Source organism: Mycolicibacterium hippocampi (genome assembly GCF_010723735.1).
In the GTDB taxonomy this organism is placed as follows: domain Bacteria; phylum Actinomycetota; class Actinomycetes; order Mycobacteriales; family Mycobacteriaceae; genus Mycobacterium; species Mycobacterium hippocampi.
This window is the reverse complement of sequence record NZ_BLLB01000002.1, coordinates 907908-920880: the sequence shown is the minus strand read 5'-3', so window position 1 is coordinate 920880 and position 12973 is coordinate 907908. Positions and strand designations below refer to the sequence as shown.

Annotated in this window: 13 protein-coding genes; 5 read left to right on the top strand and 8 right to left on the bottom strand. The window is 69.0% G+C overall.

From position 1 onward, the window contains the following. Nucleotides 1-50: 50 nt before the first annotated feature. Complete coding sequence (locus tag G6N53_RS05495) at nt 51-1283, top strand: acyl-CoA dehydrogenase family protein (RefSeq protein ID WP_205390299.1); 1233 nt, start codon at nt 51-53, stop codon at nt 1281-1283. Further along, on the top strand, nt 1283-2083 hold the full coding sequence (locus G6N53_RS05490; RefSeq protein WP_163887584.1) for a tyrosine-protein phosphatase: 801 nt from the start codon (nt 1283-1285) through the stop codon (nt 2081-2083). The genes G6N53_RS05495 and G6N53_RS05490 overlap by 1 nt, the downstream gene beginning before the upstream one ends. A gap of 76 nt (nt 2084-2159) precedes the next feature. Here the strand turns inward: G6N53_RS05490 and G6N53_RS05485 are convergent, their stop codons facing one another. From G6N53_RS05485 to G6N53_RS05455, 7 genes are all read right to left on the bottom strand, one after another. Beyond that, nucleotides 2160-2648 (bottom strand): DUF456 domain-containing protein, encoded by a 489-nt coding sequence (locus G6N53_RS05485; protein ID WP_163887583.1) that lies wholly within the window; start codon nt 2646-2648, stop codon nt 2160-2162. 24 nt (nt 2649-2672) lie between these two features. Continuing rightward, the gene (locus tag G6N53_RS05480; RefSeq protein ID WP_205390298.1) at nt 2673-3410 is read right to left on the bottom strand and encodes a methyltransferase domain-containing protein; all 738 of its coding nucleotides are present in this window, start codon (nt 3408-3410) and stop codon (nt 2673-2675) included. Between the two features lie 44 nt (nt 3411-3454). Continuing rightward, nucleotides 3455-4417, bottom strand: coding sequence for an NADPH:quinone oxidoreductase family protein (locus G6N53_RS05475; protein WP_163887582.1), 963 nt, complete (start codon nt 4415-4417; stop codon nt 3455-3457). Between the two features lie 4 nt (nt 4418-4421). Beyond that, nucleotides 4422-5285, bottom strand: a complete 864-nt coding sequence (locus G6N53_RS05470) for an SDR family oxidoreductase (RefSeq protein ID WP_163887581.1) — start codon at nt 5283-5285, stop codon at nt 4422-4424. A gap of 11 nt (nt 5286-5296) precedes the next feature. After that, a complete protein-coding gene (locus tag G6N53_RS05465) occupies nt 5297-6712 on the bottom strand; it encodes an aldehyde dehydrogenase family protein (protein WP_163887580.1) in 1416 nt (471 codons plus the stop codon). Between the two features lie 102 nt (nt 6713-6814). Beyond that, a complete protein-coding gene (locus G6N53_RS05460; RefSeq protein ID WP_163887579.1) occupies nt 6815-7744 on the bottom strand; it encodes an SAM-dependent methyltransferase in 930 nt (309 codons plus the stop codon). A gap of 108 nt (nt 7745-7852) precedes the next feature. Next, on the bottom strand, nt 7853-8488 hold the full coding sequence (locus tag G6N53_RS05455; protein ID WP_205390297.1) for a TetR/AcrR family transcriptional regulator: 636 nt from the start codon (nt 8486-8488) through the stop codon (nt 7853-7855). 154 nt (nt 8489-8642) lie between these two features. Between G6N53_RS05455 and G6N53_RS05450 the strand changes: the two genes are divergently transcribed. From G6N53_RS05450 to G6N53_RS05440, 3 genes are all read left to right on the top strand, one after another. Beyond that, nucleotides 8643-9209: a TetR/AcrR family transcriptional regulator gene (locus tag G6N53_RS05450; protein ID WP_163887578.1), complete on the top strand. Its 567-nt coding sequence runs from the start codon at nt 8643-8645 to the stop codon at nt 9207-9209. A gap of 100 nt (nt 9210-9309) precedes the next feature. Beyond that, nucleotides 9310-9774: a hypothetical protein gene (locus G6N53_RS05445; protein ID WP_205390517.1), complete on the top strand. Its 465-nt coding sequence runs from the start codon at nt 9310-9312 to the stop codon at nt 9772-9774. Further along, nucleotides 9774-11921 carry an FUSC family protein gene (locus G6N53_RS05440; RefSeq protein ID WP_163887577.1) on the top strand — a complete coding sequence of 716 codons (2148 nt, stop codon included), beginning with the start codon at nt 9774-9776 and terminating at the stop codon, nt 11919-11921. Before G6N53_RS05445 ends, G6N53_RS05440 begins: the two co-directional genes overlap by 1 nt. 70 nt (nt 11922-11991) lie before the next feature. Here the strand turns inward: G6N53_RS05440 and G6N53_RS05435 are convergent, their stop codons facing one another. Then, nucleotides 11992-12966, bottom strand: coding sequence for a pirin family protein (locus tag G6N53_RS05435; protein ID WP_163887576.1), 975 nt, complete (start codon nt 12964-12966; stop codon nt 11992-11994). Between the last annotated feature and the right edge of the window lie 7 nt (nt 12967-12973).

Sequence of the window (12973 nt, the reverse complement as noted above, 5' to 3'; positions counted from 1 at the left end):
ATGACGATCCGAAGAGGGCCGTTTTTTGCGCGTGTCATATCGTGACGGTCATGGACTTCGCGATGTCGGCCAAAGGGCAGGACTACTACGACCGGCTGACCGCCTTCATGACCGAGCACGTGTTTCCCGCCGAAGCGTCCTACGAGGCCTACCGGCACGAAAAGGGCTCCGACGACCACACGGTGCCCCCGGTGGTCGAGGACCTCAAGAAGCTCGCCAAGGAGCAGGGCCTGTGGAACCTGTTCCTGCCGTCGGAGTCGGGGCTGAGCAACCTCGAGTACGCGCCGCTGGCCGAGCTCAGCGGCTGGAGCATGGAGATCGCTCCTGAGGCACTCAACTGCGCGGCCCCCGACACCGGGAACATGGAGACGCTGCACCTGTTCGCCAACGAAGAGCAGAGCAAGCAATGGCTCGAGCCGCTGCTGGCCGGTGAGATCCGCAGCGCATTCGCGATGACCGAGCCCGCGGTGGCGTCGTCGGACGCACGCAACATCGAGACGACCATGCTGCGCGACGGAGACGACTACGTCATCAACGGCCGCAAGTGGTGGATCTCCGGCGCGGCTGATCCGCGCTGCAAGATCCTGATCGTGATGGGGCGGACCAACCCCGACGCGGCGAGCCATCAGCAGCAGTCGATGATCCTGGTGCCCGTCGATACCCCCGGGGTGTCGATCGAGCGGTCGCTGCCGGTGTTCGGGTACCAGGACCAGCACGGGCACTGCGAGATCTCGTTCGACAACGTGCGGGTGCCGGTGTCGAACCTGCTGCACGAAGAGGGCAGCGGGTTCGCGATCGCCCAGGCCCGCCTCGGCCCGGGCCGCATCCATCACTGCATGCGTGCGATCGGTGTGGCCGAGCGGGCACTGGCGCTGATGGTCGACCGGGTCACCAAGCGCATCGCGTTCGGCAAGCCACTGGCCGAGCAGGGCGTGGTGCAGCAGCAGGTTGCGTTGTCGCGCAACGAGATCGATCAGGCGCGGCTGCTGTGCCACAAAGCGGCGTGGACCATCGACCAGCACGGCAACAAGAGCCACGAGGCCCGGATGCAGGTGGCGCAGATCAAGGCGGTGGCTCCGCAGATGGCGTGCAACGTGCTCGACCGGGCCATCCAGGTGCACGGCGCGGCGGGCATCTGCGACGACGTGCCGCTGGCCCGGCTGTACGGCTGGCATCGCGCGATGCGGCTGTTCGACGGGCCCGACGAGGTGCACATGCGGACCATCGCGCGGTCCGAACTCGGCAGGGAGAAGTCGGTGCTCGCAGCGGCGGTGACGAGCTAGTGGCCTCCATCGGCAACGAACTGTCGGGGGCGTGGAACTTCCGCGATGTCTCCGAGCACGCCGGCATCGCTCCCGGCCGGTTCTTCCGCGCCAGTGAGCTGTCGAAGCTCGACGACTCCGGCCGGGCCAGTCTGGCCGGCTACGGCGTTACCGACGTCGCCGACCTGCGGACCCTGCGCGAACTCGAAAAGCACGGCGCCGGGCTGGTACCCGCCGGAATCGACATTCACCACCTGCCGTTCATCGAGACCACCGCCTCCGACGACGAGGCCCCGCACGAGTACGCGTTCCAGCGGATGATGACCGAGAAGCCTTCCGACGAGTCGGTCGGTGATGCCGCGGCGCGGTACATGACCGAGGAGTACGGCCGCATCGCCGCCGCTCCGCTCGCCCGCCAGGCGGTGCACCGGGTGGTCACGCTGCTGGGATCGGAGCGGAAAGTGCTGGCGCACTGCTTTGCCGGCAAGGACCGCACCGGGTTCACCATCGCCGTGGTGCTGGAGGCCGCCGGTGTCGACCGTGACGCGATCATGGCCGACTATCTGCGCAGCAACGTGGCCGTGCCGCAGCTGCGGGAGAGCATCCTGGCCACGATCCGGGCCCGGGCAGCGGAGATGCCCGAGGTGATGGAGCTGGCCGAGGCGCGGCTGACCGAGGCGGTGCTGGGGGTGCGCGAGGAATATCTCGACACCGCGCGCCGCACCCTGGACGACGAGTTCGGTTCGTTGCGTGGCTATCTGGAAGCGGCGGGGTTGACCGACGAGGACGTCGCACGGCTGCGGAAGGCGCTGCACGGCTGAGCCCTGCGCCGAGCGCACGATTTCTGACGGAATCTGCGCGATTTTCGTCAGAAACCGTACTTTCGCGGGCTGCCCGTCAGCCCACCGTCAGGAACACCCCGATCACCCACGCGACCGTGGCCAACAGGGCACCCGTCAACTCCACCCCGATCGACAGTGCCACGCCCTTGAGGGCGTGCACGGTGGACGCCCACGCCCTGACGAGGTCGCGGCGAATCGCCAGCTCTGCGGCGAACACGCCGGCGACGAAGCCGATCAGCAGCCCGATGACGGGGATGACGAAGAAACCGACGAACCCGACGACCGCGCCGACCACCAGCACCGACGTGCGGACCTCGGCCCGGCGCATGCGTTGGACGGGCCACGCGTACTTGATCACCTCGGCCGCAGCGAACACCGCCGCCGCGATGCCGAACGTCACCCACGCCACCGCGCCGCCCTCGACGAACGCCCACACCCCGATGGCGGCGATCACCAGAAACGCGCCGGGTAGGACGGGCAGGATGATGCCGGCCAGGCCGACGGCGATCGCCAGCGCGACGAGAACTAGTCCCCCGGTGCTCACGTCCGCGACACTACGGGGTCAGGCTCACGCCTTCTTGCCGCGCACCCACTGGATGGTGCCGACGCTCTTGGTCCGAACGCCGATCAGGCCGATCCGCTCGAACTCGTCACCGAGTTCGTCGTCGCCGAAGGCGCGGGCACCCGTGTTCGGCAGGTACCGCAGTGGGGCTGCCACCGGTCCTGCGGTAGGCACCATGACAGCGATGCGCCGACCGGGCCGCAGCACCCGCACCATCTCCGCCACCGCCACGGACGGGTCCGGGATCAGCTGCAGCATCGCGATCGAGACCACCGCGTCGAAGGATTCGTCGCGGAACGGCAGCCGCTGCGCATCGGCGCGCAGGAAGCCGACGTTCGGACCGCTCTCGGCGCTCACGGCGCGGGCAAGCATGGGCTCGGAGATGTCCACACCCAGCGCGAGCCCGCCGGGCCCGACAGCACGGCCGAGTGCGGCGGTCACGTTGCCGGGTCCGCTGCCGACGTCGAGAGCGGTGCCGCCGACCGGCAGGTTGAGCCATTCGGTGGGCTGCTGCCAGGCCGTCAGCAGGCGGCGGGCGACGGTCTGGGCGTTGTCGTAGAGCAGCGAGCCCAGCCGCGACGCCCACAGCGCCTGGATTGCGCCGGTGTTGCGGTCCCCGGTGTCGGCGGGCTGTTCACCGAGCAGGTCGAGGTAGCCCCTGCTGACGTCGGGGTTCTCCGGCGGGTCGACGAGCAGCTTCTCCGCCATCTTCAGGGCCGGTGGCAATGTCGTGTCCGAACTCATGCCGTCCACGCTACGCCGACGGCTCACGCGCCCAACTGGTCCGCCTATGGCTCCAGGACGAGCTTGCCGTTGATCTTCCCGCCGGCGAAGTCCTGCAACGCCGCCACCCCTTCCGACAGCGGGAAGCGCACGGGCGCAGGCGGTCTGAGGCCACCGTCGACGAGGGTGGCCAGTGCGGCGCCGACCTGGGCCTGCGCGCCGGGGGTGCGGTTGACGAACTCACCCCACCCCACACCGACGACGCTGACGTTGCGCAACAGCAGCCGGTTCACCTTCACCGTGGGGATGCCGCCGGCGGCGAAGCCGATGACCAGCAGCCTGCCCTCGGTGGCCATGGCGCGGATCGCGTCGTCGAAGGCGGGTCCGCCGATCGGATCCACCACGAGGTCCACTCCGCGACCACCGGTCTCCTGCTTGACCGCGTCGAGCCACCCGTCGGTCAGCGGCAACACCACATCGGCGCCGAGCGACGCGACGAAGTCGATGGCCGCGGGCCGGTGGACCATCGCGATGACCTTGGCGCCCAACGCCTTGGCGATCTGGACCGCGGCGGTGCCGACCCCACCGCCGGACCCGAGCACCAGCACCGTCTCGCCGGGTTGCAGCGCGCCCCGGCGCTGCAGCGCGAAGTGCATCGTGTAGTAGTTGCCCAGCAGGCAGACCGCTGATGCGTCGTCGAGCTCCGAGTGCGTCGGGACCACGCTGTCGACCGGCAGCGCGGCCCGCTCCGCCCAGGCCCCCAGCAGGCTGAACCCCGAGACCCGTTGCCCGGCGACAAAACCCGAGCCCTCGGGGGCCGACCGCACCGTGCCTGCCACCTCCAGGCCCGGGATGAACGGCGCAGGCATCTTCATCTGGTACTCACCGCGCAGCATCAGCAGATCAGGGAAGCAGACACCGGCCGCGCCGACGTCGATGACGACGGTGTTGTCTCCCGAAGGCTCTTCCCGGTCAGCGAGGACCAGGCCCGAAGGTCCCGACAGCTCCTGCGCTACAAGCGCTTTCACGCAATCAGCCGAGGCTGAAGGTGGCCCGCTCGGCCGCCGCCAGGTCGGTGATCTCGCCCCACTTGCCGGCGACGTCGTCCACCGACGGCACGCTGGTGAAGGTGACGCCGTTGTTCTGGAACAGTGCGACGCGCTGCACCTTGCCGCCGCCGACGATGAACACCGATGCGGTGTCGGGGTTCTCCTCGGTGCACAGGTAGGCCACCACCGGCGCCACGTACTCCGGGGTCAGCTTCTCGAACACCTCGGGCGGCAGGATGTCCTGGGTCATCCGGGTGGCCGCGATCGGCGCCACGGCGTTGGCCTTGATGTTGTACTTCGCGCCCTCCTGGGCCAGCGTGTTGATCATGCCCACCAGGCCGAGCTTGGCGGCACCGTAGTTGGCCTGCCCGAAGTTGCCGAACAGCCCGCTGGTCGAGGTGGCGACGACGACGCGGCCGAAGCCGTTCTCCCGGAAGTGCGGCCAGGCCGCCCGGATCACGTTGTACCCGCCGTAGAGGTGCACCTTGAGTACGGCGTCCCAGCTGGCGAACTCCATCTTGTGGAAGGTGCCGTCGCGCAGGATGCCGGCGTTGCTGACCACACCGTCGACCTTGCCGAACTCGTCGACCGCGGTCTTGATGATGTTGGCCGCGGCCTCCGGCTCGGCGACCGAGTCGTAGTTGGCCACGGCGCGCCCACCGGCGTCCTTGATCTCCTTGACCACCTCGTCGGCCATCGTCGACCCTGAACCGGTGCCATCCCGCGCTCCACCGAGGTCGTTGACCACGACGCTGGCGCCCTCGCGGGCGAGCGTCAGGGCGTACTCCCGCCCGAGTCCGCCTCCGGCACCGGTGACGACGATGACGCGATCCTGCACTCCTGGCATGGGGTTCCTTCCTAGAAGAGTCGCCTAGCGAGTTTCCAAGCCTTCTCTGTATACGGCGGGTAGATGAAGGCGCCGACGTCGGGTCGGGTTGACTTGGTCATCACCGACTTGCGGTGGCTGAACTCCTCGAAGCCGTACTTGCCGTGGTACGCGCCCGTCCCCGACGGTCCGACGCCGCCGAACGGCAGCTTGTGGGTGGCGAAGTGGAACACCAGGTGGTTGATCACCATGCCACCGGCGGGCACTTCCTTGATCACCCGTTCGCGGATCGCCTTGGCCTTGGTGAACAGGTACGCCGCCAGCGGTTTGGGCCGCGAGTTGACGAAAGTGATTGCCTCGTCCATGTTCTGGACCGTCACGATCGGCAGGATCGGACCGAAGATCTCGTCGGTCATCAGCGGTTCGCCCGGATCCGGGTCCACCACCACGGTCGGCTGGATCTTCAGCCCGGCGGCATCGGAGCCGCCGCCGACGGCGACGGTGCCCTTGGTGGCTGCCAGCGCGGTGGTGAGGCGGTCGAAGTGGCGTTCGTTGACGATGCGCTTACCGCCGGCGTTCTCCCCTTCGAAGGTCTCGACAGCCTCCCTGATCTTGTCGACCAGCCGGTCCCGGATGGGCGCCTCGGCGAGCACGTAGTCCGGCGCGATGCAGATCTGGCCGGAGTTGATCAGCTTGGTCCAGGCGATGCGCTTGGCGGCGACGTCGACGTCGGCGTCGGCGGACACGATCACCGGGCTCTTGCCGCCCAGTTCCAGCGTCACCGGCGTCAGGTGCGGCGCCGCGCCCTCGTAGACCTTCCGGCCGACCTCGGTGCCGCCGGTGAACAGCAGATGGTCGAAGCCCTGCGCGATGAGTTCCTGGCTGACCGCGCCGTCACCCTCGATGACGGCGATGGCGTCGTTGTCGAGGTAGCGCGGCACCAGCTCGGCCATCAGTGCGGACGACGCCGGCGCCACCTCGGACGGCTTGAGCACCACGGTGTTGCCGGCGGCGATGGCGCCGACGGCCGGGCCGAGGGTCAGCGCGAACGGGAAGTTCCAGGCGCCGATGATCAGCACGGTCCCGTAGGGCTCGTACTCGACCCAGCCCCGGCCGGGCAGCTGCGACAGTTCCAGCAGGCTGTGGCGGCGCTTCATCCACTTGCCGACGTTCTTCGCGGCCGTCTTGGCCTCCCCGGCGGTGCTGGCGACATCGGCCAGCCACGCCTCGAACGGGGACCTGCCGAGGTCTTTGTCGAGGGCGTCGGCGATCGCGGCCTCGTTCTCGGTCATCAGCCGTTCGAGCCCGCGCAGCTGCTGCTTGCGCCACTCGACGCTGCGGGTACGGCCGGTGGCGAACGTCTGCCGGAGACGGCTGACGACGGCCGGGATGTCCGGGGTGCGAGCGGAATCGTCCACCTGAGCTGGGACAACGGATTCTGTGGTCATGATGGGGTCTCCTTCGGTGACCGTGGAGTACCCGAATCGTAACCAACCGGCCGGTTGGTGAACACCCGCCCGTTCGGATCCCTCAGGGATCCCGAAAGGGAGTCAGACCCTCTCCGCGGTGACGAACGTCGAGAACGACTGCCCGTCCGAGTCGGCGATCTCGACGAAACGGCCGAGACGGCGCATCTCGTCCTGCGAGTCGACCTTGGCCGCCCCCCAGCCGTGCGCGTCCAGCCATACCGCGACGTCGGCTCGATCGGGATCCTCGTAGGTGAGCTCGGTGATGTCCATCGGCTCCACATCGAACTGGGCAGTCAGCGCCGTGAACCGCTCCCGCATCCGCTCGCGGCGGTCCTCGGCGTGGATCCCCATGGACTCGGCGGCGACCCGGCTGCCGGCGGCGGAGAGCTCGGTGATCTGGGTGAACAGCCGATCCTGGGATTCGGCGGGCAGATACATCAGCAGCCCCTCGGCCAGCCACGCGGTGGGCTTTGTGGTGTCGAAGCCCGCGTCGACCAGCGCGGTCGGCCAGTCCTGGCGCAGATCCACCGCGACCTCGCGGCGGTCCGCGGTGGGGCCCACGTCGTGCAGCGCCAGCGTGGTGGCCTTGTATTCGAGCACCTTCGGTTGGTCGATCTCGAAGACGGTGGTGCCTGCGGGCCACGGCAGCCGGAACGCCCGGGAATCCAGACCGGAGGCCAGGATGACCACCTGCCGGATACCGGCGTCGGCGGCGGCGGTGAAGAACGCGTCGAAGAAGTGAGTCCGCACGGCCTGGTAGTTGCCCATGTGCTCGAACATCGACGCGATCTCGCTGTCGGTCTCGGCGACCTTGGCCACGAATTCGTCGTCGAGCATGTACTCCCATGCGCCGGTGCCGGCGTCTGCCACCAGGATCTTGGCGTAGGGATCACGGATCAACGGCTCGGGCCGGTCGGTCTCCGCGGCGCGGGCGGCGGCCACCATCACGGCGGTCGCGCCGACGCTGGATGCGATGTCCCAGGTGTCGTTGTCGGTGCGCAGTGAACTCATGGCGGGCTCCATCGGGTCGCGGTTACTTCGCAAGTCTAACTAAAACTGGGCGCGACGGCGCCGCCGCAGCAAGATGCACAGGAAACCCACAGCGGGAGGAGGGGGCTGCTAACCGCCGAGCTGCCAGAGCTTGTTGGCCAGCAGCAACTCGAACTTGTGCACGACCGCGCCGAGCTCTGCCCGGTCACCGACGAATCCGGCGTAGAAGCCCATCCCCCACACCACCGCCACCAGCATCTCCACCAGATGTGTGACGTCGGTGTCGGTGCTCAGCTCACCGCGTGCGATGGCGTCGTCGACCGCCCAGGACACGAACGCCCGCGAGTTCGTCAACGGGTCGTGCTCGTCGCTGCTGAGCTCCGGATGCCGCTGGGACTCCAGCACGGAGGTCACCAGAAACGCCGCCGCCGAGCGGTCTTCGGCTTCGGCCTGCGTGGCCACCGACAGGAACGTCGACAACCGGTCGATCAGGCCGGTCTGTTCACGGGCCCTGGAGATGCCCGCGCTAACAATCGAGGTGTTCGTCTGCTCGACCACCTCGGCCCACAGCACGCGTTTGCTGGAAAAGTAGTGATTGATGGCGGGACGGGTCAGATCCGCGCGGATGGCGATCGCCTGGAACGTCGCTGCGTCATAGCCGAGTTCGCTGAATACCTCGCGAGCAGCGCGCACGATGCGCTCCCGCGTTTCAGCGGCCTTCGCTGCGGGGGGACGACCTGGACCTCTACTCGCCGTGTACGGCACGGTCAAATTGTGCCACAAGTCACCTGACAGGTAGTCACGCGATCCGATTCCGGACACGCAACCCCGAATTTCAGCAAATCGAATACCCTCGCCGCCGGGGTTTTTGTCGCCAGCGGCACGTCAGCGCCACCGCAGCCGAACTAGTGTTTCGGACATGGGGGTCGTCTCTTCGAGAGAGTCGTACTTTGATGCCGGGCTCGATGTGCTGTCCGACCTCGGCTACGGGGGCCTGAAGCTGGCCGAGGTCTGTCAGCGGCTCGGCGTCACATCCGGCTCGTTCTATCACTACTTCCCCAGCTGGTCGGCATACACCAGGGCGCTGGTGGAGCACTGGCGCGAGGGCATGACGGTCAAGGTGGTGCTGGCGAGCCGGGCCGAGCCCGATCCCCGGGAGCGCATCGCGAGCCTGATGGAAGCCGGCCTCACGCTGCCACACGGTGCGGAGGCCGCGATCCGGGTGTGGAGCGCCATCAACCCGGAGGTGCGCTCCGTGCAGGCCGCGGTCGACCGGCAGCGCTTCGAGGCCCTCTACGAATCGACGTTGGAGATCCTGCACGACGAACGCCAAGCCAAGCTCTTCGCGGCGTGGGCGATCTACCTGCTGGTCGGCTACGAGCAGGCAATACTCCCCCCGGACACCGACGGGCTGGCGTGGATCGTCGCCCAACAGCTCGACCTGCTCGACCGCGGCCGCTTCAACCCGGTGCCCGACGGTGACTGAGACCGGCGGCGACGAGCGCGGCATCCGTCAGGGCGTCGCGGGTGGTGTGGACGAGACCACGGCGGGCGCACCGGAGGTGCCGGTCGAGCATGTGGTGGCCATGCTGCGGGAACGCCTTTACGGCGCCATCTCCTGCCTGGCTTTGCTCGCAGTGCTCACGCACTACACCGGCGACTTCACCAGCGCCTGGGACCGGATGATCGACGTCGCGGTCACGATGGGCGGGTTGTGGGCGGCGAGTCTGCTCGCCGACTTCGTCGCGCACCTCAGCGTGCATGAGCGGGCTCCGCACGGGGTGGAGGTGTGGCGGATGCTGCAGGCCTCCGGCCAGATTCTGGAGGCCTGTCTGCTGCCGCTGCTGGCGCTGGCGGTGGCGGGTTTCGGGGTGCTGGAGACCGATACCGCCTTGTGGGTCGCGAAGTGGATCCTGGTCGGCGAGCTCGGCCTGATTGCGCTGCTGGCCGTCCGCAGGACGCAATTGCCGTGGTGGCAGCAAATTCTGACGGTTGTCTTACTCGCCGGGGTCGGAGTGCTGGTCATCGGCATCAAGGTGCTCGCCCACTGATGGTCATCGCTGCGGACGGTCTGCGGCACCGCATCACCCGCCGCGTCCAACGGCGCGACCCGGAGAACGACGGGCTGCGGCGCGCGATGCGTGCCGCGCTGGTGGTGCCGCTGGCCGGGGCGCTGAGTTTCGCCGTCGCCGGGGAAAGTGCGCAGACACCGCTGTTCACCGTCTTCGGGTCGGTGGCGCTGCTGGTGTTCTCCGACTTCCCGGGCAACCGGCAGAACCGGGCCGTGGCCTACGCCGGGCTGGCGCTCAACGGCTTCGTGATGATCACGCTGGGCACGCTGGTCGCGCCGCTTCCGGTTCCGGCGGTGCTGTTGATGTTCGTTCTCGGGGTGGCGGTGACGTTCTCGGGGGTGCTCAGCGAGACAGTCGCGGCGGGCCAGCGCGCCACGTTGCTGACGTTCGTCCTGCCGGCGTGCACTCCTCCGGCACCGGTCGAGGAACGGCTCCTGGGGTGGACCATCGCGTTGGCAGTGTGTGTGCCTGCCGCGCTGTTCGTGCTGCCACCCCGGCACCACGGCGAACTGCGCCGCCACGCCGCCCGGGCCTGCCGCGCCCTGGCCGACCGGCTGGACGGCCGCGCCTCCGCTGACGAGGTGACCGCGGCGATGGACGCGTTGCGCGCCAACTTCCTCGGCGCCGATTTCCGCCCGGTCGGGCTGACCGCGGGCAGTAGGGCGCTGGTGCGGGTGGTCGACGATCTCGAATGGGTCACCGACCGCGCCGGCGAACAGGCGGGCGCGGCACTGGCCGACATGAAGGATCCCGCGGTGCGGGTGCTGCGGGACTCGGCCGCGGTGCTGCGAATCACCCGGGTGGCGCGCCGCGACGCCGCCCGCGCCGATCTGGAGTTGGCGTTGGTCGCGTTGCGCACCGCCGCGCGCGGCCGCTACCGCGAAGACCTCGCCGCCATCCTCGGCGCCCCCGACGACGCGCATGCGGTGGTGCTGGGGCGGGAGCTACTGCGGCGGCGCACCATCGCGGCCACCATCGGCGCGACCGGTCGCATCATCGCCGCCGCGGCCGCCGCCGACGCGCGCCCGGTCTGGGCGCGGGCGTTCGGGCTGCGACTGCCCGAGACGGGAGCGTCGGACCGACTGCTGCCCGAAACCGTTGTCGCCGCCCAGATCACGTCCGGGTTCGTCGCCAACCGGGCGGTGGCGTTCCGCAACAGCCTGCGCACCGGCCTCGGGCTGGCGCTGGCCGTGGCAGTCACCCATCTGTTCCCGGTCGAGCACGGCTTCTGGGTCGTGCTCGGTGCGCTGTCGGTGCTGCGCAGCAGCGCACTGACCACCGGCACCCGGGTGTGGCGCGCCGTGATCGGCACCGGCATCGGCTTCCTCCTCGGCGCCGTGTTGATCTCGCTGGTCGGTGTGGACCCGGCGGTGCTGTGGATCCTGCTGCCGTTGGCCGTGTTCGGTTCGGCCTATGTCCCGGAGATCGCCTCGTTCACCGCGGGGCAGGCAGCGTTCACGATGATGGTGCTGATCATCTTCAACCTCGTGGTCCCTACCGGTTGGCAGGTGGGCCTGATCCGGGTGGAGGACGTCGTGATCGGCGCGCTGGTGGGGGTGTTCGTCTCGGTGCTGCTCTGGCCCCGCGGTGCCACCGCGTCGGTGACGCGGGCGATCGACTCGGCGCGCACCATCTTCGCGCGGTATCTGCAGGCGGCGGTGCTGCGGATCACCCGCGGCGCGTTCGAGGAGCGCACCGATGAGGTGGCGACGCTGAGCTACAACGCGTTGGCCGCTTCGCGGGTGATCGATGACGCGGTGCGCCAGTACCTTTCGGAGAGCAGCGGAGAGACCGACTTCCGCGCGCCGATCGTGCGATCGTTCAACCGGGCGATCCGGCTGCGCTCGGCGGCCGATCTGATCGCCGACATCCCCACGCCGCCGCCGCTGTCGGCTTACCCGAAAGTGCGTGTGGTTCTGGAGTCGCACGCCGACGCGATCTGCGACCGGCTGGCGGGGCGGTTCGACCCGCAGGGGTCGTGGGTGCCGATCGCCGACGACTTCGTGCTCGCGCTGCGCTCCGAAGCACGCGACGACGATCTCGGCGTGTCGGCGGCACTGCCGTTGCTGACCGTCGCCGCGCTGCTCGGCGAGCTGGAGTTGGTCTGGCCGCTGCGGGAGCCCTGACTTCGCCGGAACGGTATTCCAGCAGGCACTTTGTCGCAAAAGCCCTGCTGGAATACCGTTCCGGCGGAGCTCAGCGCAGCGGGCGGTGCGGCATCAACGCGTTCGGCGGGATCGAGCCGAACTTGCCGGCATTGAAGTCCTCGACCGCCTGGACCAATTCGGACTTGGAGTTCATCACGAACGGGCCGTACTGGAACACGGGTTCGCGGATCGGCTTGCCGCCCAGTAGCAGTAGCTCGAGCGCGGGCCGGTTGGAGTCCTGCGCACCGTCGGCGGCCACGGTGATCCGGTCACCGGGGCCGAACACGGCGAGCTGCCCCTGGGCGACGGGGTGGCCGACCGGTCCGACCGTGCCGCGGCCCGACAGCACGTAGACCAGCGCGTTGAAGTCGCGGTTCCACGGCAGGTTCAGCCGGGCGCCCGGCTCGACGGTGGCGTGCGCCAACGTGATCGGGGTGTACGTCGCACTCGGTCCGCCATGGCCATCGACCTCACCGGCGATCACCCGGACCAGCGCACCGCCGTCCTCGGAGGACAGCAACCTGACCTGGTTGCCTTCGATGGCCTGATACCGGGGTGCGGCGAACTTGTCCTTCTTGGGCAGGTTCACCCACAGCTGCATGCCGTGAAACGTCCCGCCGCTCTCGACCAGCTCCGCAGGCGGGGTCTCGATGTGCAGGATTCCCGAGCCCGCGGTCATCCACTGCGTGGCGCCGTCGGTGATCAGGCCGCCGCCACCGTGGGAGTCCTGGTGGGCGAAGCGCCCGTCGATCATGTAGGTGACGGTCTCGAAGCCGCGGTGCGGGTGCCAGTCGGTGCCGCGCGGCTCGCCGGGCTGGTACTCCACCTCACCCATCTGGTCCATGTGGACGAACGGGTCGAGGTCGCGGGCGCTGACGCCGGCGAATGCGCGGACGACGGGGAAGCCCTCGCCCTCGTAGCCGCGGGGGCCGGTGGTGACCGACCGCACGGGGCGCTCGGTGTCGGACGCGGCGGGGCCGGCGATGCGGGGCAGGGTGAGCGTATCGGCGGTGATGGCAGGCATACCGGAG

Coding starts and splice junctions, on each gene's coding strand:
- G6N53_RS05495 (WP_205390299.1), top strand. CDS start 51: ATGGACTTCGCGATGTCGGCCAAAGGGCAGGACTACTACGACCGGCTG.
- G6N53_RS05480 (WP_205390298.1), bottom strand. CDS start 3,410: ATGAGTTCGGACACGACATTGCCACCGGCCCTGAAGATGGCGGAGAAG.
- G6N53_RS05470 (WP_163887581.1), bottom strand. CDS start 5,285: ATGCCAGGAGTGCAGGATCGCGTCATCGTCGTCACCGGTGCCGGAGGC.
- G6N53_RS05465 (WP_163887580.1), bottom strand. CDS start 6,712: ATGACCACAGAATCCGTTGTCCCAGCTCAGGTGGACGATTCCGCTCGC.
- G6N53_RS05460 (WP_163887579.1), bottom strand. CDS start 7,744: ATGAGTTCACTGCGCACCGACAACGACACCTGGGACATCGCATCCAGC.
- G6N53_RS05450 (WP_163887578.1), top strand. CDS start 8,643: ATGGGGGTCGTCTCTTCGAGAGAGTCGTACTTTGATGCCGGGCTCGAT.
- G6N53_RS05445 (WP_205390517.1), top strand. CDS start 9,310: ATGCTGCGGGAACGCCTTTACGGCGCCATCTCCTGCCTGGCTTTGCTC.
- G6N53_RS05440 (WP_163887577.1), top strand. CDS start 9,774: ATGGTCATCGCTGCGGACGGTCTGCGGCACCGCATCACCCGCCGCGTC.
- G6N53_RS05435 (WP_163887576.1), bottom strand. CDS start 12,966: ATGCCTGCCATCACCGCCGATACGCTCACCCTGCCCCGCATCGCCGGC.